At 73.4% G+C, this 25,139-nt stretch carries 13 protein-coding genes and 1 pseudogene; 10 read left to right on the top strand and 4 right to left on the bottom strand.

Features of this window, described 5'->3' with window-relative positions; translation table 11 throughout:
* The first annotated feature begins 348 nt into the window (after positions 1-348).
* From OG948_RS47560 to OG948_RS47525, 8 genes are read left to right on the top strand one after another with little or no spacing between them, the layout of a single operon-like run.
* Complete coding sequence (locus OG948_RS47560) at positions 349-3,738, top strand: amino acid adenylation domain-containing protein (RefSeq protein ID WP_331771258.1); 3,390 nt, start codon at positions 349-351, stop codon at positions 3,736-3,738.
* Positions 3,735-9,296 (top strand): amino acid adenylation domain-containing protein, encoded by a 5,562-nt coding sequence (locus OG948_RS47555; RefSeq protein ID WP_331771257.1) that lies wholly within the window; start codon positions 3,735-3,737, stop codon positions 9,294-9,296. The genes OG948_RS47560 and OG948_RS47555 overlap by 4 nt, the downstream gene beginning before the upstream one ends.
* Positions 9,293-10,807, top strand: a complete 1,515-nt coding sequence (locus OG948_RS47550; RefSeq protein ID WP_331771256.1) for a class I adenylate-forming enzyme family protein — start codon at positions 9,293-9,295, stop codon at positions 10,805-10,807. The genes OG948_RS47555 and OG948_RS47550 overlap by 4 nt, the downstream gene beginning before the upstream one ends.
* Entirely contained in the window at positions 10,804-14,004 is a 3,201-nt protein-coding gene (locus OG948_RS47545) for an amino acid adenylation domain-containing protein (RefSeq protein ID WP_331771255.1), read from the top strand. Before OG948_RS47550 ends, OG948_RS47545 begins: the two co-directional genes overlap by 4 nt.
* Positions 14,001-14,219, top strand: a complete 219-nt coding sequence (locus OG948_RS47540) for an MbtH family NRPS accessory protein (RefSeq protein ID WP_331771254.1) — start codon at positions 14,001-14,003, stop codon at positions 14,217-14,219. Before OG948_RS47545 ends, OG948_RS47540 begins: the two co-directional genes overlap by 4 nt.
* The gene (locus tag OG948_RS47535) at positions 14,216-14,482 is read left to right on the top strand and encodes an acyl carrier protein (RefSeq protein ID WP_331771253.1); all 267 of its coding nucleotides are present in this window, start codon (positions 14,216-14,218) and stop codon (positions 14,480-14,482) included. Before OG948_RS47540 ends, OG948_RS47535 begins: the two co-directional genes overlap by 4 nt.
* Complete coding sequence (locus tag OG948_RS47530) at positions 14,475-15,938, top strand: condensation domain-containing protein (RefSeq protein ID WP_331771252.1); 1,464 nt, start codon at positions 14,475-14,477, stop codon at positions 15,936-15,938. The genes OG948_RS47535 and OG948_RS47530 overlap by 8 nt, the downstream gene beginning before the upstream one ends.
* Positions 15,935-17,857, top strand: a complete 1,923-nt coding sequence (locus OG948_RS47525) for a N,N-dimethylformamidase beta subunit family domain-containing protein (RefSeq protein WP_331771251.1) — start codon at positions 15,935-15,937, stop codon at positions 17,855-17,857. Before OG948_RS47530 ends, OG948_RS47525 begins: the two co-directional genes overlap by 4 nt.
* Positions 17,858-17,887: 30 nt before the next feature.
* On the opposite strand, the gene OG948_RS47520 is transcribed toward OG948_RS47525, so the two are convergent.
* Positions 17,888-18,385, bottom strand: a complete 498-nt coding sequence (locus OG948_RS47520; protein ID WP_331771250.1) for a cupin domain-containing protein — start codon at positions 18,383-18,385, stop codon at positions 17,888-17,890.
* A 228-nt stretch (positions 18,386-18,613) separates the two neighbouring features.
* Between OG948_RS47520 and OG948_RS47515 the strand changes: the two genes are divergently transcribed.
* On the top strand, positions 18,614-19,237 hold the full coding sequence (locus OG948_RS47515; RefSeq protein ID WP_331771249.1) for a dihydrofolate reductase family protein: 624 nt from the start codon (positions 18,614-18,616) through the stop codon (positions 19,235-19,237).
* A gap of 60 nt (positions 19,238-19,297) precedes the next feature.
* Here the strand turns inward: OG948_RS47515 and glsA are convergent, their stop codons facing one another.
* Together glsA and OG948_RS47505 are read right to left on the bottom strand one after the other, a co-directional pair.
* Positions 19,298-20,671: a glutaminase A gene (glsA, locus tag OG948_RS47510; protein ID WP_331771248.1), complete on the bottom strand. Its 1,374-nt coding sequence runs from the start codon at positions 20,669-20,671 to the stop codon at positions 19,298-19,300.
* A gap of 273 nt (positions 20,672-20,944) precedes the next feature.
* Positions 20,945-21,949, bottom strand: a complete 1,005-nt coding sequence (locus tag OG948_RS47505) for a LysR family transcriptional regulator (RefSeq protein ID WP_331771247.1) — start codon at positions 21,947-21,949, stop codon at positions 20,945-20,947.
* A gap of 288 nt (positions 21,950-22,237) precedes the next feature.
* Here OG948_RS47505 and OG948_RS47500 point away from each other — a divergent pair, with 288 nt between their 5' ends.
* The gene (locus tag OG948_RS47500) at positions 22,238-23,611 is read left to right on the top strand and encodes an MFS transporter (protein ID WP_331771246.1); all 1,374 of its coding nucleotides are present in this window, start codon (positions 22,238-22,240) and stop codon (positions 23,609-23,611) included.
* Positions 23,612-23,720: 109 nt separating this feature from the next.
* On the opposite strand, the pseudogene helR reads toward OG948_RS47500, so the two are convergent.
* Positions 23,721-25,049: pseudogene (gene helR / locus OG948_RS47495) on the bottom strand (RNA polymerase recycling motor ATPase HelR); the annotation flags it as partial.
* Positions 25,050-25,139 lie beyond the last annotated feature (90 nt).

Here is a 25,139-nt window from a genome sequence, read left to right as displayed (position 1 = left end):
CCGCGGACGGGGCGCACGCACGGCCGACATACCGGCGATTTCCGGCCGGCTGGAGCGCCGCGATCGAGGAACACCCGGTTGGTCTCCGGGGCAGGTCGGGCGGGTTCCGCTGCTTCGAGGTCTGGACCAATATTCGATTTGGTATAGACCATTGACACTTTGTCGATGGCACTCCTAGCGTGGCCGACGCACGCCACGGGGGCGGACTTCGATCGGGCGACGTCAGGTCGTCCGACGCGCCGCCGTGCCGGGGCACGACGCCCGCGTCGGGCCGCGGAAACGGGATGACGGGACGGCCGTTCGGTCGGCGCCGCACGTCCCTGGGGCGATGCCGGCGAGGGGGTCGACATGGACGACGAACGAACGCTTTCCCGGGCGCGGATCGAGCCGACCGGGCACCCGGAGCGGATCGCGTCGACCGCATCCGCCCGCGCACCCGGCCGGCCGCACGCCGCGGTGTTGTCCTTCGGCCAGGAACGGCTGTGGTTCCTCGACCGGTTCGAGCCCGGCGACGCCGCCTGGAACATCCCATGGGTGCTGCGGCTCACCGGCCCGCTCCGGCCGGACGCGCTGCGCGCCGCGTTCGACGGCGTCGTCGCCCGACACGACGCGCTGCGCACCCGTTTCCCCGACGACCAGGGCCGCCCGGTCGCGGTGATCGAACCCCCCGGCCCCGTGCCGATCGAGACCGTCGACCTGAGCGGCCCCGGCGCCGACCGGGCCCTGGACCGGGTACTCGCCACACGGGTCAACGCGGGCTTCGACCTCGCGCTCGCCCCACCGCTGCGGGTGACCCTGATCCGGCTCGGCGCGACCCGACACGTGCTGTGCGTGGTGCTGCACCACATCCTGGCCGACGGCTGGTCGCTCAACCTGCTCCGCCGCGAACTCGAACTGCGCTACAGCGCATACCGCGACGGCGTGGACCCGGTGTTCGCGCCGCTGCCCTCCTACGCCGAGTACGCCGCCCGGCAGCGCGAAGCCGACCCGAACACCGACCGGGCCATCGACTACTGGCGCCGACAACTCGCCGACCTGCCCGCGCTCGAACTGCCGTCGGACCGCCCGCGTACCGCCGACACCGGTTCCGCCGCCGACTTCCACACCCGCCGCGTGGCCGGCATCGGCCCACTCCTGGACACCGTCGCCCGCGCCCGGCGGTGCACCCCGTTCATGATCCTGCTCGCCGGCTACCAGGCCCTGCTGCATCGCCACGGCGGACAGCGCGACTTCGCCGTCGGCGCGCCGATCGCCGGACGCGGCGACGTCGAACACGAGGAACCGATCGGCTACTTCTCCAACACCCTGGTCCTGCGCGCCGACCTGCGCGGCGAGCCGACCTTCGGCGAACTCCTGCGGCGCACCCGCAAGACGGCGCTCGGCGCCTACGGGCACGACCGCATCCCGTTCGAACAACTCCTCGCCGAACTGCGGGTGGACCGCGATCCGGCCGCCCCGGCGCCGCTGTTCCAGACCCTGCTGACCGTGCACACCCAGGACCAGGACACCGGACCCGCGCACCGCTTCGCCGACCTGACCTCGACGGAGGAGGACGGCGGGCATCGGGCCGCCAAGTTCGACCTCTCGCTCGACATCCGGCGCGCCGGCGACGACCTGATCGCCGTGTTCGGCTACCGCACGGCGCTGTTCGACGCGTCGACCGTGGCCGATCTGGCCGAGCGCCTGGAGATCCTGCTGCGCGGCGCACTCGCCGACCCGGACACGCCCGTACACCTGCTGCCGCTGCTCACCGCCGCGGACCACGCGCGGCTGCGAGAACTCCGCCCGCACCCCGCCCCGGCGGCGTCGAGCGGAGCCGTCGAGCCCACCGACACGGTGCCCGCCGCCATCGCCCGTGTACCCGGCGACGGGATCGCCCTACGCACCCCCGACGGGACCGTCACCTACCGCGAACTCGATCGGCGGGTGAGCACGTTGGCCACCCGGCTGCGCCGCGCCGGCGTGCGCCCCGGTGCGCTGGTGGGCGTGCTGTGCCCGCGCGGCCCGGACGCGATCGTGGCCCTGCTCGCCGCGTGGCACACGGGCGCGGCGTACCTGCCCATGGACCCCCGATACCCGGCCGCGCGGCTGGAGTTCATGCTCGCCGACAGCGGGACCCGGGTCGTGATCACGGACGGCGCGCACGCCGACGGGCTGCCGGAGGGCGTAAGCGTCGTACGCATGGACACCACGGCCGGCCAGGCGCGCGCCGACCGAGCCGAAAACGCGAGCGTCCCACCCACGGACACCGCGAACACCGGGACGCCCGCCGACCCGGTCGAGCACGCGAGCGTCCCAGTCACGCACACCGCGGACGCCGAAAGACCCGCCGACCCGGTCGAGATCACGCCCGAGCACCCCGCGTACGTCATCTACACCTCCGGCTCCACCGGTACGCCCAAGGGCGTCCTGGTCCCGCACGGCGCGCTCGCCGCCCGGGTCCGGTGGATGCGGCGCGGTTACCACATCCGCGCCGACGACCGGGTGCTGCACAGCGCGTCGCTCAGCTTCGACACGCACGCCGAGGAGCTCTACCCGTGCCTGGCCGCCGGCGCCACCCTGGTGCTGCCCGCCCCGGACGCCACGCTGCCCGACGTGCTCGCCGAGGGCGGCGCGAACGACGTGACCGTGCTCGACCTGCCCACGCCCTACTGGCACGAACTCGTCGAGACCGGCGCCGACACCATCGCCTGGCCGGCCGCGCTGCGCCTGCTCATCCTCGGCGCCGACCAGGTCCGGCCCGGCGCCGTGGCCGCCTGGCGCGCCCGGTTCGGCGATCGGGTGCGCCTGGTCAACTCCTACGGGCCCACCGAGACCACGATCATCGCGACCACCGCGGACCTGGGCCCCGCCGACACCGACCGCCGGCCGCCGATCGGCACCCCCATCGGCGACACGCACCTGGTCGTCGCCGACCCGCACGGCAACCCGGTCCCGCCCGGCGTGCCCGGCGAACTGCTGATCGGCGGCGCCGGCGTCGCGCACGGCTACCTGGGCCGCCCCGCCGCCACCGCCGCCGGCTTCGGGCCCGACCCCGACGGGCCGCCCGGCGCCCGCCGCTACCGCACCGGCGACCGGGTCCGGCTGCGCCCGGACGGGCAGTTGGAATTCCTCGGCCGACTGGACGCGCAGGTCAAGGTGCGCGGCCACCGGGTCGAACCGGGCGAGGTGGAGGCCGCCCTGCTCGCCCGCCCCGGCGTGGTCCAGGCCGCGGTCGTCGCCCGCGAGCAGGCCCTGGTGGGCTATGTCGTCACCACCGCCGACCTGTCCGTGCCCGAACTGCGCGCCGACCTGGCCGGCCGGCTCCCCGCGCATCTGGTCCCCGACGCGCTGGTCCGGCTGGACCGGCTGCCACTGACTCCCAACGGCAAGCTCGACCACCGCGCGCTGCCCGCCCCCGACCGCCGCGCCGACCAGGCGCACGGCTACCTCGCACCGCGCACCGCCGCCGAGGAACTGGTCGCCGAGATCTGGATCGAGGTGCTCGGCCTGGACAAGGCGGGCGCCCTCGACGACTTCTTCGATCTCGGCGGCCACTCCCTGCTGGCCACCCGCGTGGTCGCCCGGATCGCCGCCACCGCAGACCTCACCGTGCCGCTGCGCACGCTGTTCACCCACCGCACCCTCGCCGGGTTCGCCGCGGCCGTCGAAGACCTGCTGGTCGCCGACCTGGAGGCCCTGGACGACGACACCGCCGAGCGGCTGCTCACCGGCGAGAGGAACCGTCCGCAGCCATGAGCACGGAATCCCCGACACGCGCGACCACGCTCTCCGCGACCAAACGCGAACTCCTGGAGCGGCGGCTGCGCAGACGCGCCGACTCCGGTCCGGTCATCCCGCGCCGCCCGGAAGGCACCGTCCCGCCGCTGTCCTACGCCCAGGAACGCCTATGGTTCATGGAGCAGTTCGCGCCCGGGACGGCGGCCTACACGATCCCGATCGCGCGCCGGCTGCGCGGTGCGTTGCACACCGACGCGCTCGGCCGGGCGCTCTCCGACCTGGCCGCCCGGCACGAGACGCTGCGTTCGCGCTACGTGGTGGACGAGGACGGGCAGCCGCACCTGGACATCGCCGAGCCCGCGCCGGTCCCGCTCGCCCTCGTCGAGGAGCAGGCGCTCCTGCTGGTCACCGCCGCCATCGCGGTGCCGTTCGACCTGGCCGAGGGCCCGCTGTTCCGGGCCCTGCTGATCCGATTGGCGCCGCGGGACCACGTACTGCTGCTGACCGTGCACCACAGCGTCAGCGACGGCTGGTCCAGCGAGATCATGATCCGCGACGTGCTCGCCGGCTACGCCGCGCACGCCTCGGGCACCTCCGCGCCGCCCAGCGAACCCACGGTATCCTATGGCGACTTCGCGATCTGGCAGCGCGAGCGGCTGACCGGCGAGGCACTCGCGCGCGAGACCGCGTACTGGCGGACCGAGCTGGCCGGTGTGGAACCGCTCGAATTGCCCACCCGCGGACCCAGACCGGCCCGGCAGACCTTCGACGGCGCCGGATACGGATTCGAGGTCGATCGCGAACTGCTGGACCGGCTCGGCGCGCTGGCCCGCGAGCGCGGCGCGACGTTGTACATGGTGTTGCTCGCGGCCTTCCAACTCGTGCTCGCCCGGCACAGCGGACAGCGCGCCTTCGCGGTCGGCTCCCCGGTCGCCGGTCGGCCGCACCCCGAGGTCGAGGACCTGGTCGGGATGTTCGTCAACGTGCTCGCGCTGCGCGCCCGCACCGACGGCGACCCGACCTTCGCCGAACTCCTGGACCGAACCCGGGAAACCTGTCTGGAGGCTTACGCGCACCAGGAGTTGCCGTTCGCGCAGCTGGTCACCGAGCTGAACGTGGCACGCGACGTGACCCGCTCGCCGGTGTTCCAGGCGGTGCTGGCCGTACAGAACTACGCCACCGCGAACGCCGCCGACCACGAACGCGCGCTCACCACCGAACCGTTCGGCCTTCAGGCCGGGGGCACCCGGTTCGACCTGGAACTGTTCCTGATGGAGTGGCCGGACGGGCTGCGCGGCGCGTTCAACTACAACACCGACCTCTTCGACGAGGCCGCCATCGCGCGCCTGGGCCGCCACCTGGGCCGGCTGCTCGCGGTGCTGGCCGACCGGCCGGACGTCCCGGTGTCCACCCTCGACGGCCTGGACCCGGACGAGCGCGAGTCGATGCTGACCCGGTGGAACGACACCGCCGCGCCGGTGCCGGCCGACGCCTCCCTGCCGAGCCTGATCGCCGCGCAGATCGCCCGCACCCCGCAGGCCGTCGCGGTCGCGCTCGATGGGCGTGCCTGGACCTATCGCGAACTCGACGCCGCCGCCGACCGGGTGGCGCACCGGCTGCGGGCCGAGGGCGTGCGGGTCGGCGACCTGGTCGCGGTCAGCGCCGAGCGCTCCCCCGAGTTGGTGGCCGCCCTGCTCGGGGTGCTCCGGGTCGGCGCCGGGTACACCCCGCTGGACCCGGAATACCCGGCCGAACGCCTCGCGTTCATGCTCGCCGACTCGGGCGCCCGGGTGCTGCTCACCCACCGACGCCTGCCGGTGCCCGCCGACTGCGCCGCACGCGTCCTGCTCGTGGACGACCTCGCGGACTGGCCCGCCCCCGCGCCCGGCGAACTCGCCGATGTCGCGCCCGCGCCCGACGACGTCGCGTACCTGATCTACACCTCCGGCTCCACCGGCCGGCCCAAGGGCGTGCCGAACACCCATCGCGGCATCGTCAACCGCATCACGTGGATGCAGGACACCTACCGGCTCACCGCCGCCGACGCGGTGCTGCAGAAGACGCCGGCGAGCTTCGACGTGTCGGTGTGGGAGTTCTTCTGGCCGCTGACCACCGGCGCCCGCCTGGTCCTGGCCCACCCCGGCGGCCACAAGGACGCCGCCTACCTGCGCGACGTGATCACCGAACAGGGCGTCACCCTGGCGCATTTCGTGCCCGCGATGTTGAGCGTTTTCCTGGCCGAGGAGAATGTCGAACGCTGCGCGTCCCTGCGGCGTGTGGTGTGCAGCGGCGAGGAACTGCCGCCGGACGCCGTGCGGACGTTCCGCGAGCGGCTGCCGGACTGTGCGCTGGCCAACCTGTACGGGCCCACCGAGGCCGCCGTCGACGTCACCGCGTGGGAGTGCGCGGGGCCGGTCACCACCGTGCCGATCGGGGCGCCGATCCACAACACCCGGGTGTACGTGCTCGACGACGCGATGCGGCCCGTGCCGCTGGGTACGCCCGGAGAGTTGTACCTGGGCGGGGTGCAGGTCGCGCTGGGCTACCACCGCCGCCCCGGGCTGACCGGCGAGCGGTTCGTGCCCGACCCGTTCGGCCCGCCCGGCGCCCGCCTGTATCGCACCGGCGACCTGGCCCGGTGGCGCCCGGACGGCACCCTCGCCTTCCTCGGCCGGCTCGACGGACAGGTCAAGCTGCGCGGGCTGCGGATCGAACCGGGCGAGATCGAGGCCGCGTTGCGGGCCCGGGCGGGGGTCGACGAGGCCGCGGTGGTGGTGCGCGAGGACACCCCCGGGGACAAGCGCATCACCGCCTACGTGGTCCCGGCCCACGATCCGGCCGAGCCGGACACCCCCGGGTTCGAGACCGTCGAAACCCACGCCGGGTTCGACGCCGAGGCCGCGCGGGACGCGCTCAAGCGCATCCTGCCCGACTACATGGTGCCCGCCGCGTTCGTCGCGCTGCCCGCGCTGCCGCTGACGCCCAGCGGCAAGCTGGACCGCAAGGCGCTGCCGGCTCCGGCGGCCCGCCGCTCCAAGCGCGCCGCCGACGCGCCGCCCACCACACCGGCCGAACTGCTGTTCGCCGGGATCTGGTGCGATGTGCTCGCGCTGCCCGAGGTCGGCGTCGACGACGACTTCTTCGACCTGGGCGGCCACTCGCTGCTGGCCACCCAGGTGGTCGCGCGCGCCCGCCGGCAACTCCCGGACATCGGCGGCCGGGCGGTCAGCGTGATGGACGTCTTCACGCACAAGACGATCCGCGAGATCGCCGCACTGTCCACCCTCTCCGAGGCCGAACGCGGCCCGGCCCGGCTGCTGTACCGGCTGAACAAGCCGGTGCCGACCGCGCGCCGCACATTGTCCCTGGTCTGCGTGCCCTACGGCGGGGGCAGTGCGGTGGTGTACCAACCGCTCGCCGACGCGCTGCCGGACACCCACGACCTGTGGTCGGTGGCGATTCCCGGGCACGACGTCGGCGTCACCCAGGAGCGACTTCCCTTCGACGAGCTCGCCACCGGGATCGTCGCCGAGATCCAGGAGCGGGTCGAGGGGCCGATCGCGCTGTACGGCCACTGCGGCGTCGGCAGCGCGCTGATCGTCGCGGTGGCCCGACAACTGGAGGCGGCGGGCCGCGAGTTGGCCGCGGTGTACATCGGCGCACAGTTCCCCTTCGCCCGCCCGCGCAGCCGCGTGCTGAGCGCGCTGAGCAAGGTGGCCGCGCTCGAACCGCTGCTCGGCGACCGGGTCTACGTCAACTGGCTGACCTCGATGGGCGCCGACATGGCGGACCTGGACGCCGACCAGATGAAGTTCATCATCGGCAACATGCGCCGGGACTCGGTGGCCGCCGAGGAGTACTTCACCGAGGCGCTGTCCGACGACCGGCCCCGACTGCGCGCCCCGATCGTGTCCGTGATGGGCGACCGCGACCCGGCCGCCGACTTCCACCAGGAACGCTTCCGCGAGTGGTGCGCCATCGCCGACCGGGTGGCGCTGGTGATGCTCGACGAGGCCGGCCACTTCTTCCTCAAGCACCGCGCGGACGACCTGGCCGAGGTGATCACCCGCGTGCATCCGGCGCTGATCGCGCAGGACACCGACGCGCTCCCCACCCGCGAGGCGGACGGTCCCTGGTGGTTCCACGGCGCCGCCGGACCTCCCCGGGAGCCCGACCGGCCCAGGAACACCGCCGCGCGTGAACCCCAACCCGGGATGGGGCGGTTCCTGCTGGTGGCGTTCAGCCAACTGGTGTCCATCACCGGCTCGGCGCTGACCGAGTTCGCGCTGCCGATCTGGATCTACCTGGAGACCGGCTCGATGGGCCGGTTCGCCCTGTACGCGGTCATCGGCATGCTGCCCGGCATCCTGATCGGCCCCCTGGCCGGCGCCATCGTGGACCGGCTGGACCGACGCAAGGTGATGCTCGCCGGCGACGTGGCCGCCGGCGGCACCCAGGGCGTCCTGTTGGTGCTGCTGACCACCGGCAATCTGCACCCGTGGCACATCTACGTGTTGCTCGGCTCGTTGTCGATGGCACTCACCTTCCAACGCCTGGCCTACGCCTCGGCGGTGCCGCAACTGGTGCCCAAGCAATACCTCGGCCACGCCAACGGCATCGTGCAAATGGCGGGCGGGGTGGCCCAGTTCGTGGTCCCGCTGATCGCGGTGGGGCTGATGGCCGGGATCGGCCTGCGCGGCATCCTGATCCTGGACGTGGTCAGCTACGCGATCGCGATCACCATCATCACCTGCGTCCGGTTCCCGCGCACGCTGCCCTGGCGTCGACGCGAGTCGCTCACCGCCGAGATCAAACACGGCTTCACCTACTCCTGGCGACACCGGGGCTTTCGGGCCATGTTGGTGTGGTTCGCCGTACTGAACCTGTTCCTGTCCCCGCTGTTCCTGCTGACCACGCCGCTGGTGTTGTCCTTCGACTCGCTCGGCGGCGCCGCACGCGTGTCGATGGCGGCCGGCGCCGGGGTGATCGTCGGCGGCATCACGATGGGCTTCTGGGGCGGCCCGCGCCGGCAGCGGCTGCGCGGCATGTTGTGGCTGGCGGCCGGGTTGGCCTGCGCGTCCGCGTTCACCGGACTGCACGCGAGTCTGTGGGTGGTGGGGATCGGCGCGTTCGGGATGTCCTGCGCGCTGTCCCTGGTCAACGGCGTGTACACGACGATCGTCCAGGTCAAGGTGCCGCAGCGCTTCCACGGCCGGGTGTTCGCGCTCAACACGCTCGTCGCGTGGTCCACCCTGCCGATCGGACACGGCATCATCGCCCCGCTGGGCGCCAGGCTGTTCGAGCCGTTGATGGCCGACGACGGACCGCTGGCCGGCTCGGTCGGCACCGTGATCGGGCACGGCGAGGGCCGCGGCATCGGTCTGCTGTACCTGGTGTTCGGCGCCGCGATGGTCGCGATGGTGGTGATCGGCCTGCGCCTGCCGGTGCTGGCCCGATTCGACCGGGACGTGCCGGACGCGCCGGCCGACGACGAGGTCGGCATCCAGGAACGCGAACGCCGGCTCCGGGCCAAGGCCGTCGAATCCGCGCCCGCCCTCGCGGAGGTGTCGCGATGAGCACCAGCACCCGCCCGCGCCCGGTCCCGGCCGCGCGCCGGGCCCCGGAAAGCCTCTCCGCGCTGCTCGCACACCGCGCCGAGTCGGAAGCCGAGCGCCCGGCGATCCTCAGCGGCCGGGAGAAGTTGACCTTCGGCTCCTGGCACGAACGCGCCGACGCGGTCGCCGCCGGGCTGAGCACCCGCGGCGTCGCCGCCGGCGACCGGGTCGCGCTGCTGTACGGCAACGGCGACTGGATCGACTACGCGACCGCCTACCTGGGCGTACAGCGGGCCGGCGCGATCGCGGTGCCGATGTCGGATCGCCTCGCGCCCGCCGAGGTGCGACACCTGCTGCGACACAGCGGGGCCACCGCCGTGCTGCACCGCGCGCAACTGACCCCGCCCGACGCGGGAACCGGAGCCTGGACCGCGCCGGTCGAGGACATCGAGACCTACCCCGGCAGCGAACTCCCGCCGCCCGCGCCCGGCCACCTCGCGCAGATCCTGTACACCTCGGGCACCACCGGCACCCCCAAGGGTGTGGCCGCCACCCACGCCAACCTCGCGCACGGCTGCACGCTGGACGCGCGGCGTCGCCCGCTGGGCCACTCTGCGCACTTCCTGCACGCCTTCCCGGTCGGCACCAACGCCGGGCAGACCATGCTGATCAACGCGCTGGACGCCAAGGCGACCGCGATCGCCGCACCGCGCTTCACCCCCGGCCACTTCGCCCGACTGATCGAACGGCACGCGGTGGGCAGCGTGTTCGTGGTCCCGGCGATGGCGATCGAGTTGCTCGGCACGGACGCCGTGCGGCGCTGCGACCTCTCCGGGGTCCGTCTGCTCGGCTCCACCGCCGCCGCACTGCCGCAGAGCGTCGCGCTGGGTCTGTCCCGACTGTTCCCGCAGGCCCAGATCGTGAACTACTACACCTCCACCGAGGCCGCGCCCGCGCAGACCACGATGCTCTTCGACCCCGAGCACCCCGACTCGCCCGGGCGACCCGCGTCGCTGCGCGACCTGCGGGTGACCGACGACGCGGGCCGGGTACTGCCGGTCGGCGAGACCGGCGAGGTGTGGCTGCGCTCGCCGACCACACCGCGCTCCTACTACGGCGAGGACACCGATCCCGCGGTCTTCTCCGGGCGTTGGGTGCGCATGGGCGACCTCGGCTACCTGGACGCGGACGGCTTCCTGTACCTGGTCGATCGCGAGCGGGACGTGATCAAGTCCGGTGCGTACAAGGTGTCCACGTTGCAGGTCGAGGACGCCCTGCACGAACACCCGGGGGTGATCGACGCCGCCGCCTTCGGCGTCCCGCATCCCGTGCTCGGGATGAGCGTCGCGGCCGCGGTGGTGCCCCGGGGCGATCTGACCGCCACCGAACTGCGGGTGTTCCTGATGGAGCGCCTCGCCGCACACGAACTTCCCGGGCACGTGCTGTTCCGGGAATCCCTGCCGCGCAACGAGGGCGGCAAGATCCTCAAGCGTGAGCTGCGCCGGCTCCTGGACGACGAGGTCCGACCATGACTGTGACGAACGATCAGATACCTCCGACGACCGAGGGCGAAGGCGCGCGAACCACCGCACCGCTCGCCGCATCGCTGCCCTTCGCACCGCTGTCCGCCGCCCAGTTGGGCGTATGGGTCACCGAGCGCACACTGCCCGCCGAATCCGCCTACCACCTCTCGGTGCTGCTGCGCTTCGACGGCCCGCTGGACGTGGCCGCACTGGAGACGGCGTGCGCGGCCACCGTCGCCCGGTATCCGGTACTGGCGTCGGCGGTCGGCGAGGCGGACGGCACGCCCGGTCTGGTGCCGGCCACGCCCGCGCCGATGCGGCGCGCGCCCGCCGACGACGCCACGATCGACGCGCTGATCCGCGCCGAACTCGCTGCGCCCTTCGACCTGTACACCGGGCCGCTCGCGCGCTTCACGCTGTTCTCCCTCGCCCCCGACCGGCACACGCTGGTGGTGACCGCGCATCACGTGGTCTTCGACGGGACGTCCAAGGAGATCGTGGTGGCGGGCCTGGCCCGGGCCTACCGCGCGGCCCGGGACGGCACGGCCGCGGCCGGCACGGCGGTCGACGCACGCGCGCTCGCGGAAACGATCGAGGCCGCCGGCGCGGCGCCGACCGGACCCGAGACGGACTCCACCGCCGTGTGGGCCCGACACCGCGAGGAGCCGGGCCGGGCCGTGCTGCCCGGCCTGCTGCCCACCACCCGCACGGGCTGCGAACCCGCGCCCGGCGTCGCGGTGCCGTTCACCCTGGGGCCCCGATCGGTCGCCGCGCTGGAGGAGGCCACGCTGCGGCTCGGCGTCACCCACTTCGAACTGCTGCTCGCCGCCTGGCACGCGCTGCTGTTCCGCTATGGCAACCCACGCGTGCGCACCGCGGTGGAACTGTCCACCCGTGCCCCGGCCGACCTCCGCCGGGTGGGTCTGTTCGTGAACGAACTCCCGGTCTCCTCGCGGCCGGACGCCGAGCAGGAGTTCGGCGCGTTCGCCCGCGAACTGCGCGCCGAACTGCGCGCCCTGTACGCCTTCCGGGACGTGCCCTACAGCCACACCGTGCGCGGGCTCGGCCCCAGGACCGCGCTGACCGAGCTGACCGTCAGCTATCGGCGGCGCACCCGCGCGATCGAACCGGTCTTCCCCGGCGTCGAGGTGCGGGTCGAGTGGATCGTGCTGCCGCCGACCGCGCGCAACACCGCGCATCTGCAACTGGTCGAGGGCCGCGATCGCATCGACGGCGCGCTGCACGTACCCACCGACGCGTTCGCGCCGGGCGTGGCCGCGCGCATCCCCGGCCACTTCACCACCCTGCTCACCACCGCGCTGGCCGACCCCGACCTGCCGATCGGCGACCTGCCGCTGCTGCCCGAGGCCGAACTGGTCCGCGTCCTGCACGCGGACAACGCCACCGACACGCCCTACCCGGCCCGGGACACCGTCGTCGACCTGTTCGCCGCACGGGCCTCGGCCGCGCCGGACACGGTCGCCGTGGTGTGCGCGGGACGGTTCCTGACCTACCGCCAGGTTGCCTCGGCGGCCTACGTGTTCGCCGACCGGCTGCGCGCGGCCGGGATCGGCGCGGGCGACCTGGTCGGCATCGAACTGCCGCGCACCGGCGAACAGGTGGCCGCCGTGCTCGGCGTACTCGCCGCCGGCGCCGCCTACCTGCCGCTGGACCCCGACTACCCCGCCGAACGGCTCGCCTTCATCCGCACCGACGCGCGCGTCGCCGCGCTCGTCACCGAGGACGGCGCGCGACCGACCGGCACCCCCTCCGACGTCCCGACGCTGACCGGGCCCGACCTGTACGGCCCCGATCGGTTCGGCCCCGAACCCGGCCCGGTCGAACCGCCGACCCGCCCCGAACCGGGCGACCCCGCCTACGTCATCTACACCTCCGGCTCCACCGGCCGGCCCAAGGGCGTCGAGGTCCCGCACCACGCCCTGGCCAACCTGCTGGCGACCATGCGCGACCGGCTCGGCGCCACCGCCGCGGACCGCTGGCTCGGACTGACCTCGCTGTCCTTCGACATCTCCACCGTCGAACTGCTGCTGCCGCTGATCACCGGCGCGCGCGTGGTGCTGGTGGCCGACGACCGACACCGCGACGGTCCCGCGCAACTGGCCCTGCTGGAGCGCTACGCGATCACCCACGTGCAGGCCACGCCCAGCGGCTGGCGGGTGCTGCTCGCGGCCGGCCTGCACCGCCCCGGGCTGACCGCGATCACCGGCGGCGAGGCGCTGCCCGCCCCGCTCGCGACCGAACTGCGGGGCGCGGTCGGCCGGTTGATCAACGTCTACGGCCCCACCGAGACCACGGTGTGGTCCACCTACGCCGAGTCGGCCGGTGACGCGCCGCCCGGAATCGGCCTCCCGTTGGCCAACACCCGCGCGTACGTGCTCGACGTCCGGCTGCATCCGGTCCCCGAGGGCCTGGCGGGCGAGCTGTTCCTGGGCGGCTACGGCGTCGCGCACGGCTATCTGAGCCGCCCCGGGCTGACCGCCGAGCGGTTCGTGGCCGACCCCTTCGGGCCGCCCGGCAGCCGGCTCTACCGCACCGGCGACCTGGTCCGCCACGCGCCCGGCGGCGGACTGGACTACGTCGGGCGCACCGACGCCCAGGTCAAACTGCGCGGGCACCGGATCGAACTGGGCGAGATCGAGACCCTGCTCGCCGCGCACCCGGACATCGCCCAGGCCGCGGTCCGGCTGCTGGACGCGGACGGCGAACACGCCCGCCTGGTCGGCTACGTGGTGCCCGAGCCCGGCCGACCCCCGGTGGCGTCGGACCGGTTGCGCGCCCACCTCGCCCATACCCTGCCACCCGCGATGGTGCCCAACACCTTCCTCGTACTGGACGCCTTCCCGCTCACCCCGAACGGCAAGCTCGACCGCGCCCGGCTGCCCGAGCCGGTCCTGGCCCGGCCCGAGCCGATCGACCCCACCGATCCGGCGGGCACCCCGGGCGCGCCCGCCGACGAGGTCACCGAGACCGTCCGGGCGATCTGGGCCGAGGTGCTGCGCCTGGACGACATCGGCGTGGACGAGGACCTGTTCGACCTCGGTGGTCACTCGCTGACCATCACCCGGATCGCCGCGCGCATCCGCAAGCGGCTCGGCGTCGAGGTCCCGCTCGACGTCTTCTTCGACACCCCGACCGTCACCGGCGTCACGGACGCCATCCGCGAACTCCAGGAGCAGCAGCGATGAGCACCGACACCGCAACCCCCGAGGGCCAGTACCGCGTGGTCGTCAACGACGAGGAGCAGCACTCGTTGTGGCCGCTGCGCACCGATCCGCCGGCCGGGTGGGTGCCCACCGGATTCGTCGGCACCCGTGAGGAGTGCTCGGCGCACATCGACCGGGTCTGGCCGGACATCCGCCCGCTGAGCCTGCGCCGGCGCCTGGCCGGGGACGCGGCGTGAGCGCGGGGGCGCTGCGCGAGCGGGTGGCCGCGCTGATCGCCGAGGTCAGCGGCGGCGAGGTCAGCGTGCGCGAAGTGCTGGACAACGAGGGCTCGTTGACCGCGGCCGGGGTCAGCTCGCTGACCTTCCTGCGGCTGATCGACGCGCTGGAGGGCGAATTCGACGTGTTCTTCGACCTGGACGCCGATCTCGACTTCGTCGAGGACCTGGACAGTCTGGTGGAGCGATTGGCCCGAAACGGCGCGGCGGTGGGCGATGGTTGACACCGGCGCGCCGAGATCCCGGGTCGCGGGCGAGGATCCGGTCGCGAGCGCCGACCGGGTGTCGGCGCCGTTCGCGGTCGCGGCCGACGGCCCGGTCGAGGCGCCACTGACGTGGGGTCAGCGGGCGATCTGGCAGGCCATCCGGCGGACCGCGCCCAGCGACCACTACTTCAACATGACCCGGGTGCTGCCGATCGCCGATCGTGGTCGACCGGTGGACGTCGCCGGGGCGAGTGCCGCACTGGGTCGGTTGATGGAGCGGCACGACGCGTTGCGGACCCGGCTGGTGGCCGCCGACGGCGAACCCCGCCAGGTGCGGCACCCGGTGGGCGCGCTGCCCGTGGAGGTGATCGAGGCGGCGCTGCTGGAGGACGCCGACACGGTCGCGGCGGCGGTGGCCGAGCGGCTGGGGGCGACCCGCTTCGACTACTTCGGGGCGTGGCCGATCCGGGTCGGTCTGATCGTGCACGACGGCCGGGTGCGCTATGTGGCGCTCGCGCTGTGCCATGCGGCGACCGACGGGCACGGCGTCGAGGTGCTGGTGCGCGACCTGCGGCTGCTGATCCGGCGCGGTTCGGCCGGTGGCCCGACCTCGGCCGGACCGCTGGACCTGGCCCACGAACAGTCCTCGGCGACCGGCCTGCGCCGCGGCGAATCGGCGCTGGCGCACTGGGAGACGCACTACCGGCGGATCGCGCCGACGGTGTTCGCCGACGTGATCGCCGAACCCGCCGCGCCGCGCTTTCGCACCGTGCGCCTGGTGTCCGCGGCGCTGGCCAGGGCCACCGACGCGGTCGCGGTGCGCCATCGGATCAGCCCGTCCGCCGTACTGCTCGCGGGCGCCGCCGTGTTGGCCGCGCGCGCGGGCGGGCGGGACACCGCGGTGATGTTGCCGATCGTGGCCAACCGGTTCCGCGCCGACAGCCGCGACCTGGTCGCCACCCTGTCCCAGGAGGGCCTGTTCGTCCTGGACCTGGACCCGGCCGCGCGCTTCACCGACCTGTTGCCCGCCGCGTGGCAGGCCTCGCTGCGCGCGTACCGCAGCGCCGGCTACGACCCGGACCGGTGGAACGAGCTGATGCGGCGGATCGCGGCCGAACGCGGGACCCCGATCCGGCCGTTCTGCTGTTTCAACGACATGCGCCTGGTGGATCGGCCGCCCGCGGCCGGGCCCGCGCCCACCACCGCCGAACTGGACGCGGCGCGCACCCACAGCCGGGTCGAACCGGCCGGCGGGCACGAGTTCATCGCGTGCCGGTACTGCATGCACGTGGTCGCCGAGGGCGACGCGCTGGTGGTCAGCGTCACCGGGGACACGGCGTACCTGCCGGTGCACGCGCTGGAGGCGCATCTGGTGGCGCTGGAGGACCTGTTGGTGCGCGCCGCGGGTGGGCGGGAGCTGCCGATCGGCGCGTTGACCGGCTTCGCGGAGCGTGTGGCGGAGCCGGTCGCATGAGCATCCTGGCGTACGCCGGCGCGACGTCCGTGGTCGCGGGCGGCCGGCTGCGCTTCCACCTCGCCCGTACCGACGGAGGCGAGGTCCGCGGCGAGGTCACCGTCGTGGACGCGACCACCGAGCGCGTGCTCGCGCACACCCGGGTCGACGGTGGAATGTGGGAGTTGGAGATCCCGGACGACTGGCACAGCTCGCTCTATCGGGCCGTGTTCGACGACGGCACCCCGCTCGCCGGTGTCGAACCCCTGGACCACGAGGCCTGGTTCGTGGTGCGCGCGGCACGGCCGGGGGCGGGCGCGCCGATCCTGGTGTCGGTGCCGTTCGCCACCTGGCAGGCGTACAACCGCTCCGGCGTGCCCGGGCAGGGCCTGTACTACGCCGAACAGCCGGACCGCGCCGCGCGGGTCGGCTTCGACCGGCCCGGCGGCGGACCACCGCCGGAACGCTGGGAGGAGGGCCTGCTGCGCTGGCTGCGCGCGACCGGCCGGCCGGTCGAGTTCTGCTCCGGCCTGGACCTGCACGGCGGCGACGAACTGCTGGGCCACTACCGGCTGTTGGTGATCAACGGGCACGACGAGTACTGGTCGCGGGAACAGCGGGACACCGTCGAGGGCTTCGTCCGCGGCGGCGGCAACCTGGCGATCTTCGCCGGGAACACGGCGTGGTGGCAGATGCGCCTGGAGGACGACGGCCGCACCATGGTGTGCCATCGCGACGCGGTCGCCGACCCGATGTCGGCGATCGATCCCGAGCGGGTCACCGTCGAGTGGTCCAGCGCGCCGGTCAACCGGCCGGAGAACACCATGACCGGGCTCAGCTTCCGACGCGGCGCGGGCGCGTGGGGCGAGGGCATGAAGGTGATCCGGGAGGAGGCCTACATCGCCCGGTTCACCGACCACTGGGTCTTCGCGGGCACCGGGCTCGCCGACGGCGACAAGTTCGCCCAGGGCGCGCTGGGCTACGAGACGGACGCGGCCGAACTGGACTGGAGCCGCGGCGTCCCGCGCGCCACCGGGCGGGACGGCACCCCACCGACGTTCGTCGTGCTGGCCACCGCCGACCTGCGGCACTGGGCCCGCTACGGGCAGGGCGGGGACGCGGTGATGGGCACCTTCCGGCTGGGCGCGGGCACCGTGTTCAACGCCGGCACCATCAACTGGGGCAGCGCGCTGGCCGATCCGGTGATGGACCGGGTCACCCGCAACGTGCTCGACCGGCTGGCCGCCGACCGGCAACCGCAGTGGGAGGTGATCGGACCCACCGGCGACATCCGCGCCCTCGCGGCCTGCGAGGACGTGCTGTTCGGGGTGGACACCGAAGGCGCGCTGGTCTGCCGCGAGGTCAGCGGCCAGAACCTGCCGTGGCGCGCGATCGGCATCGCCGGATCGGTGGTGGCGCTGACCGCGGCGCGCGAGGCGTCCGGCCCGCTGCCGTTGGTGCTGTACGCGGTCACGGCCGACGGTCGGTTGTTGCGCCGCGCCCCGATCACCCGGCCGGCGCCGTGGACCTCGGTCGCCCGCCTGCCCGCCGACACGATCGCGCTCGCGCTGTGCGACGGCGGCCTGTTCGCGGTATCCGCCGACGACACATTGCACCACGTGGCCGCCGCCGAGTTGCCCACCGACCCGGACGCCCGGGCCCCGTGGCGCGTGCTCGGCTCGGCGGGCGGCGCGATCGCGCTCACCGCGATGAACGGGCGGCTGTACGCGGCCGATCGGGACGGCCGGCTGGCCACCAGGCCGCCGGTGACCGGCACTGCCGGGTTCGCCCCATTGGCCGGGGAGCCGGCGGAACCGGGCACGGCCCGGGCGTTGGCCGGTCACGCGGGGAGCCTGATCGCCACCGCGCCGGGAGCTCGGGTGCGACGTCGGGCCGCGGTCCCGATGCCGGCGGCTGCGCCCGGGCCCGCGCCCGGGTGAAGGCGGTGGGCGGTTCGTCGCCGGGTCGAACTACCCGCCGAGGTCCACCCAGTGGTTGTCGTGCCGCAGAAAGAACTGCGCGCGTTCCTTGTCGGTGAGGTGCTCCAGTTCCGGAATGCCCTCGAAGTAGGCCTCGCGCGGCGCACCGGGCGCGAACTGGAGCAGCATCGAGGCCGGCTCGCCGGACTCGTTGCGGAACGCGTGCAGGCCGCCGACCGGCACGTACAGGAAGTCGCCGGCCTTGGCGTCGCGCCACGCCTCGCCGTCGAACAACCGGATCGTGCCCGACAGCACGAAGAACGACTCGGAGATGGTCCGGTGGAAGTGCGTGCCCGGGCCGCTGGGCACCGCGTGCATGTCCACCCGATACAGACCGAACTCGCCGTCCGTGGACTCGGTCGTGGCCAAGTAGTGGTAGCTCGCGCCGGCCGTGGTCAGTTCGGGCGGGTGCTCGGCCGGCCTGAAACGGGCGCTGACGTCGCCGCCCTCGTCGTGGTACCGGACTTCGGGATAGGTCGGGTAGGACATTGCCGGGGCTCCTCGTGGGATCGACGTGTTCGGGATGAGGTTCGCGGTGTGTGGTGTGACGTGTGAGGCATCGCGTACGGGCCGTACTTCGGGTCCTGTGCCCGGGGCTAGGGGCGTGTGACTCGGGATCGCAGCGGGAAGCTCGCAAGGATCCCCTCACACCGATGAGTTTCCGGCCGACCGGAAGTCGAAGCATGTGACGGCTCGGAAACCACGAAGGGCACCGCCATGAAGCTCACCCTCACCACCTTTCTCACCCTCGACGGCGTCTACCAGGCACCGGGCGGCCCGGAGGAGGATCCCAGCGGCCGCTTCGAGCACGGCGGCTGGTCGGTGCCCTACGGCGACGACGACTTCGGGACCTTCATGACCGAGGTCTTCGAGCGGGTCGACGCGTTCCTGCTCGGGCGTCGGACGTACGAGATCTTCGCGTCCTACTGGCCCGGGATGACCGACCCCGCCGACCCGATCGCCACCCGGCTGAACGAGCTGCCCAAGTACGTACCCACCGGCACCCTGACCTCGGCCGACTGGGCGAACACCAAGCTGCTCGGCGGTGACCTCGGCACGGAGGTCGGCGCGCTCAAGGAGCAGGACGGGCGCGAGCTCCAGATCCACGGCAGCGGCGCCCTGGCCGGCGCGCTGCTGCGGCTCGGCCTGATCGACACCATGCACTTGCTGACCTTCCCGGTCGCGCTCGGCGCGGGCAAGCGACTGTTCGAGCCCGGCGTGCAGCCGACCGCGTTCGCCCTCACCGGCTCGCGCACCACCGGGGCCGGCGTGGTGATCAACTCGTACGAGCGCACGGGCGCGCCCACCTACGGCACGTACGAACGGCCCGAGAACGCGTAGGCCGGGCGATATCGCGGGGCGGGCCGGGGCCGGTTTCGTCGACGGCCCGGTGGGCCCTCCTCACCCGGAGGATCCGGCCGGTGCCGCCGACGCCAGCAGCCGGTCCTCGGACCAGGCCACCGCCTCCGCACGGCTGCGGAACGGGGTCCACGGCACCGGGTCACCACCGTCGCCGATCGGGTCCAACAGCGGCTCGCGGGCGGCGATGGCGATCTCGTGGCCGGCGGAGGCGAGGTCGGCCAGGGTGGCGTCGAGCATGGCCGCCGAGCCGACGGCCATCCGGGTGACCCGGTCCAGGTCCAGCACGATCCAGCCCGGGGCGGGCGGCGTGTACTCGCGCAGCGCGTGCAGCAGGTGCTCCGTCTCGGTGAACTCCAGGATCCCCTGCGCCCGAATGACCACGATGCGATGCCCCTCGCGGTCCAGGGTGGCGCGCTGCGCCGGGGTGCGGGCCCGATGGGAGGGGTGGTCGAGGGCGGTGGTGACGTCGGTGACGGTGGCGGCGTGCCGACCCGGTTGGTGCATCAGGTGCAACGCGAAGCGTTCGGAGAGCTCGGTGAGCGCGAGCACACCGCGTACCGGGTTGCCCGCGCGATCCAGCGGCGGGCTGTGCACGGCGATCCCGAAGCGGGCGGGACTGCACGCGATCAGACCGCCGGACACCCCGCTCTTGGCGGGCAGCCCCACCCGCAGCAGCCATTCGCCCGCGGTGTCGTACATCCCGCAGGTGGCCATCACCGCGAGCGCGCGAACCGCCACCGACTCGGCGATGACCCGGTCGCCGGTGACCGGGTTGACCCCGCCGTCGGCCAGCGTCGCGGCCATCACCGCGAGATCCGCCACCCGGACCCGGATCGAGCACTGGCGGAAATACGTGCGCACGGTCTCGTCCACGTCGCCGGACAACGATCCCGCGCCGCGCATCAGGTAGGCCAGGGCCCGGTTGCGGTCACCGGTGTCCACCTCGGAGCGGTAGACGTCCTCGTCGACGTCCAGGGGCCGGCCCGCGAACGCGGACAGGCACGCCCGGATCCGCTCGAAGCGGTCCTCCGGGTCGGCCGCCGGGACCAGGGAGGTGGTCACGATCGCGCCGGCGTTCACCATCGGGTTGGCCGGTCGGCCGGTGCCGGGTTCGAGGCTGATCGCGTTGAACGCCTCACCGCTGGGTTCGGCGCCGACCCGACGGGCCACCTCGGCCGGGCCCAACTCGGACAGCGCGAGCGCGTAGACGAACGGCTTGGACACCGACTGGATGCTGAACGGCTCGTCGGTGTCGCCGGCGAGGTAGCAGTTGCCGGACATGCTGACCAGGGCCAACCCGAACGTCCCGGGGTCGGCCGAGGCCAACTGCGGGATGTAGTCGGCGACCTCACCGTCGGTCAGCGAACTCAGCCGATCGTGGATCTCCATCATCGACGCGGTCACCGGGTCCATGGCGCCGACCCGTCGCTCGCCGACCGAAACCCCGTACTTCCCCGCACCGTCCGCTCCCGTCCGTCAGCCCGAGGCCACCCACGGCACTCGTCGACCCGATCGCGGGTCGAGTTCCGCGCGTAACGGAGAGTCACCTATCGGTGTCGGGCGTAAACGCCTGGGCGGCGGTGGGCGCGCGTGGACGCCGGCGGGCGCGGTCCGAGGGTGCGGCGGGCGCGACGGGTGCGACGGGTGCGACGGGTGCGACGGGTGCGACGGGTGCGACGGAACGAGTCAGCGCCGAGCGGGCGGCGCGAGGGCGGGTGCGGGTGTGGGTACGGCGGCCGGCGCGGTGGGCGCGGCGACGCCGGCCGGCGCAGGGGTTTCGGCCGTCGGCGCACGGGTTCCGGTCATCGGCGCCGGGGAGACTGCCGCGTACAGGACTTCGCGCAGGCCGGGCACGGATTCGCGGTCGGGGCGCCAGACCAGACGCAGCGTCAGGTCGGGCGCGTCCAGGGCGAGTCGGATCAGTTTGCCGGACGCGAGTTGGTCGGCGACCGCGAATGTCGGCAACAAGGCGACGCCCAGGCCCTGTTCGGCCCACGCCCGGATGACCGCGACACTGCCGACCCGGACCTGCTCCACCTCGGTGCCCAGGAGTCGATCGCCGGCCAGCCGGAACGAGCAGGCCGCCACGTTGACCAGGAGTCGATGTCCGCGCAGGTCCTCGCCGGTGATCCGGACCCGGTCCCCGAGGGGGTGATCGGGCGCGGCGACCAGGGTCAGGCCGATCGGCTCCAGGTCGACGAACGCGAGTGCGGTCGACGGCGGTTCGAAGCCCAGTTCACCGAGCCGGGTACCGGTGTCCAGGAGCAACGCCGCGTCCAGTCGCCCGGCGACGACGGCGGCCAGCAGATCGTCGCGGTTGCCGTCCGAGGCGACCTGGACCCGCAGGTCGGGCTGGCGGGCGGCGAGCCGGGCCAGTACCGAGGGCACATGCGTCGCGGCGATGCTCTCCAGCGCGCCCAGCCGCAACGGCGGGGCCGCTTCGGCGACCTCGCGGCGGGCCTGTTCCGCCTGGTCGAGCAGGCGACGCGCCCAGTCCCGCATACGTTCGCCGGCCGGGGTGAGCGTCATGCCCCTGGGGCCTCGGTCGAACAGCGTGACGCCCACCGACTTCTCCAGGACCCGGATCTGCTCGGACACCGACGAGGGCGCGATGCCGAGCTCGTTGGCCGCGGCGGTGACCGTCCCGGTCCGGGTGATCGTCTCGAACGTGCGGAGCCGGCGTAGTTCCATGGCTCGGCAACCTCGCCGGAGTGTTCGGATATTCCGAACGGGGCGTTCGGCTCAGCCGGTCGAGCCGAATCGGCTTCGGTCGCAGAGTGGTTCCCGTCGATCCGCCGCCGGCGGCGTCGCGTATCGGTGCCGCCTTCACGGCCGCCGACCGCCGGCGCGCCGGCCGCGCTCATCCGTCCCCCGCCCGTCCGCGTCGGTCGCCGGTCTCGCCTGCCGATGCGCTCACCGGCCCCGCTCACCGTTCCGTCCGCCGGTCCCGCTCACCGTCCCGTTCCTGGAGAACTCCCGATGGCTGTTGTCGATTCACCCCCGTCCACCCCACCCGCGCCGACGTCGCGCGCGCGTACCGTCGCCCTGCTCGGCATCTCGCTCGGCTATTTCATGGTGCTGCTCGACCTGACCGTGCTGTCCGTGGCCGAGCCGGATCTGGCCCGGTCGTTGGGCGGTTCGGTGGCCGGACTGCAGTGGGTGGTGTCCGGATACACCGTCGTGTTCGGCGCGCTGTTGTTGACGGCGGGCGCGGTGGCCGACCGGTTCGGGGCACACCGGGCGTTCCGGGTCGGCATCGTCGGGTTCGGTCTCGGCTCGCTGCTCAGCGCGTGCGCACCGGACCTGTGGACTCTGGTGGCGCTGCGCGGGCTGCTCGGCGTGGCCGCCGCCGCGTGCGTTCCGGCGTCGATGGCGATGGTCACCCTGCTGTACCCGGTGCCCACCGAGCGGGCCAAGGCGGTCGCGGTCTGGGCCGCGCTCAGCGGAGCGGCGCTCGCCGTCGGGCCGATCGCCGGCGGTCTGCTCGTCGACGGCTTCGGTTGGCGCGCCATCTTCCTGATCAACGTGCCCCTGGCCGCGCTCACCCTGGCGCTGACCGCCGGGGCCGGGGTGCGGTGCCCGCGTGGCGTACGAGCAATCGACTGGATCTCCCAGCTCGCGGCCTGTGCGGCCCTGGGTCTGGCCACCGACGCGCTGATCGCGATCGGCTCCGGCAGCGCGACGCACGCGGCCTGGTCGGGCGCGGGGGCGGTCCTGGCCGGGCTGTTGTTCGTCCGGTCGGAGCGGCGCAGCGCCCATCCGGTCCTGGCCCGGGCGATCCTGCGTTCGCGCGGCACGGTGTCGGCGCTGCTCGCGGGCGCGGCGGTCAACTTCGCGATGACCGGGTTGCTGTTCGTCCTGCCGTTGCTGTTCCGGCAGAACCTGCACATGTCACCGCTGCGGACCGGCGTGGCGTTCCTGCCGATGACCCTGCCGTTCGCGGTCAACCCCCTGCTCACCGGCCGGATCGTGGCCCGGTCGGGGCCGCGGGTACCGATGCTCGCCGGTCTGGGCCTGCTGACCGCAGGCAGCGTCGTGTTCACCGTGGCGGTGCACACCGGCTCGGCCTATCCGGTCCTGGCGGTCGGCCTGGTGTGCACCGGCTTCGGTGTCTCCTTCGCGCTTCCCGCCCTGGTGACCACCGTGATCAGCACGGCACCCGAGGGCACGGCGGGCGCGGCGGGCGGCCTGCTCAACGCGGTCCGCCAGATCGGCGCGACCATCGGCGTCGCCTCGATGGGCGCCTTCGTCAGCGTCGACACCACGGCCGCCGCGGCCGACCTGGCCTACGCGCTGCTCCTGCCGGGCGTCCTGTGCGCGGCGATGGCCGCCGTGGTGGGTCGCCGCCGCTGACCGTGGCCAGGCGCGCCGAGGCCACGCGGATGCAAGCTCCACGGCCGACCGGGCCGACCCGGCGGGACGCCGTGCGTGCACGGCGTCCCGCCGGTCGACGGTCGTGGCGTCACGAGCCGGTCAGGATGACGAGTTGCCGGGTCGCCCTGGTCATCGCGACATAGCGGTCGACCGCTCCTTCGACCCCCTCGCCGAACGTCTCCGGGTCGATCAGGACGACCAGGTCGAACTCGAGTCCCTTCGACAACTCCGGGGTCGACGACCGCACCCGGGACGTCGGCCGGAAGGTGGGATCGCCGATGACGCAGGCGATGCCCTCGGCGTGCTCGGCGAGCCACGTGTCGAGGATCGAGGTCAGCTCCGCGGTGGATCCGTGCCGTACGGGGACGCCGGCGCTGCGGATGGAGGTCGGCACGTTGGCGTCCGGGAGCACGGCCCGGATGACCGGCTCGGCCTCCGTCATGATCTCCTCCGGCGTCCGGTAGTTGACGCTCAGCGAGGCCAGGTTGATCCGGTCGAGCCCGACCCGCTCCAGCCGTTCCTGCCACGACTCGGTGAACCCGTGCCTGGCCTGGGCGCGGTCGCCGACGATGGTGAAGCTCCGGGACGGGCAGCGCATCAGCAACATCTGCCACTCCGCGTCGGTCAGTTCCTGCGCCTCGTCCACGACGATGTGCGCGAACGGCCCGGCGAGCAGATCCGGCTCGACGCCGGACCGTACGCTCTCGTCGATCAGGGAGTGCTGGAGATCCTCTCCGCGCAGCATCGTCACCACACCCTCACCGTCGTCGTCGGCTTCGAGCAGGGCGTCGACGACGTCGTCCATGCGCTTGCGCTCCGCGGCGACGGCGGCGTCCTGCCGACGCTTGCGCCGGGCCGCCTCCGGGTCGCCGAGCCGCTGCCGTGCCGCGTCCAGGAGGGGCAGGTCGGACACCGTCCAGGCCTGGGCGTCCGCACGCCGCAACCCGCGCACCTCCTCGGGACTCAGCCAGGGCGCGCACATCCGCAGGTAGGCCGGTACCGACCACAGGTCCCCGACCAGGTCGGACGCCTCGAGCAGCGGCCACGCGCCGTTGAAGGCCGTGAGCAGTTCCCGGTTCTGTTGCAAAGACCTGCGCAGCAGGTCGACCGAGACGTCCTCGTCCTCGTCGTCGTGCTTGTCCACCAGGATCGTGAGCAACTCCTGCCAGATCCGCTCGCGCGCCTCGTTGTGCGGCATACCGGGTTCCGCCGCCTCGAACGCCTCGGCCCAGTCGGCGGCGGTCAGCCGGACGTCGGACCAGTGGGTCGTGATCGTCATGCCCTTGGTCGGGCGTTCCTCGTAGAACCGGACGGCCGCCTCGATCGCCTTCACCCAATCCGCGGACGACTTCAACCGGGCCACCTCCGGGTCGGCCTCAACCGCCGCCCCGGCTCCCTCGGCGACCAGGTCCCGCAACCGCGTCGCGAGTCCCACCGCCGCTTCGACGTCCCCCCGCGACCCATCCGTCGACAACAACACACGCACTTCGTGAATCTCCCATTTCCG

It is taken from the genome of Embleya sp. NBC_00888 (assembly GCF_045207655.1).
GTDB lineage: Bacteria > Actinomycetota > Actinomycetes > Streptomycetales > Streptomycetaceae > Embleya.
This window is presented reverse-complemented; position numbering and strand designations above follow the sequence as displayed.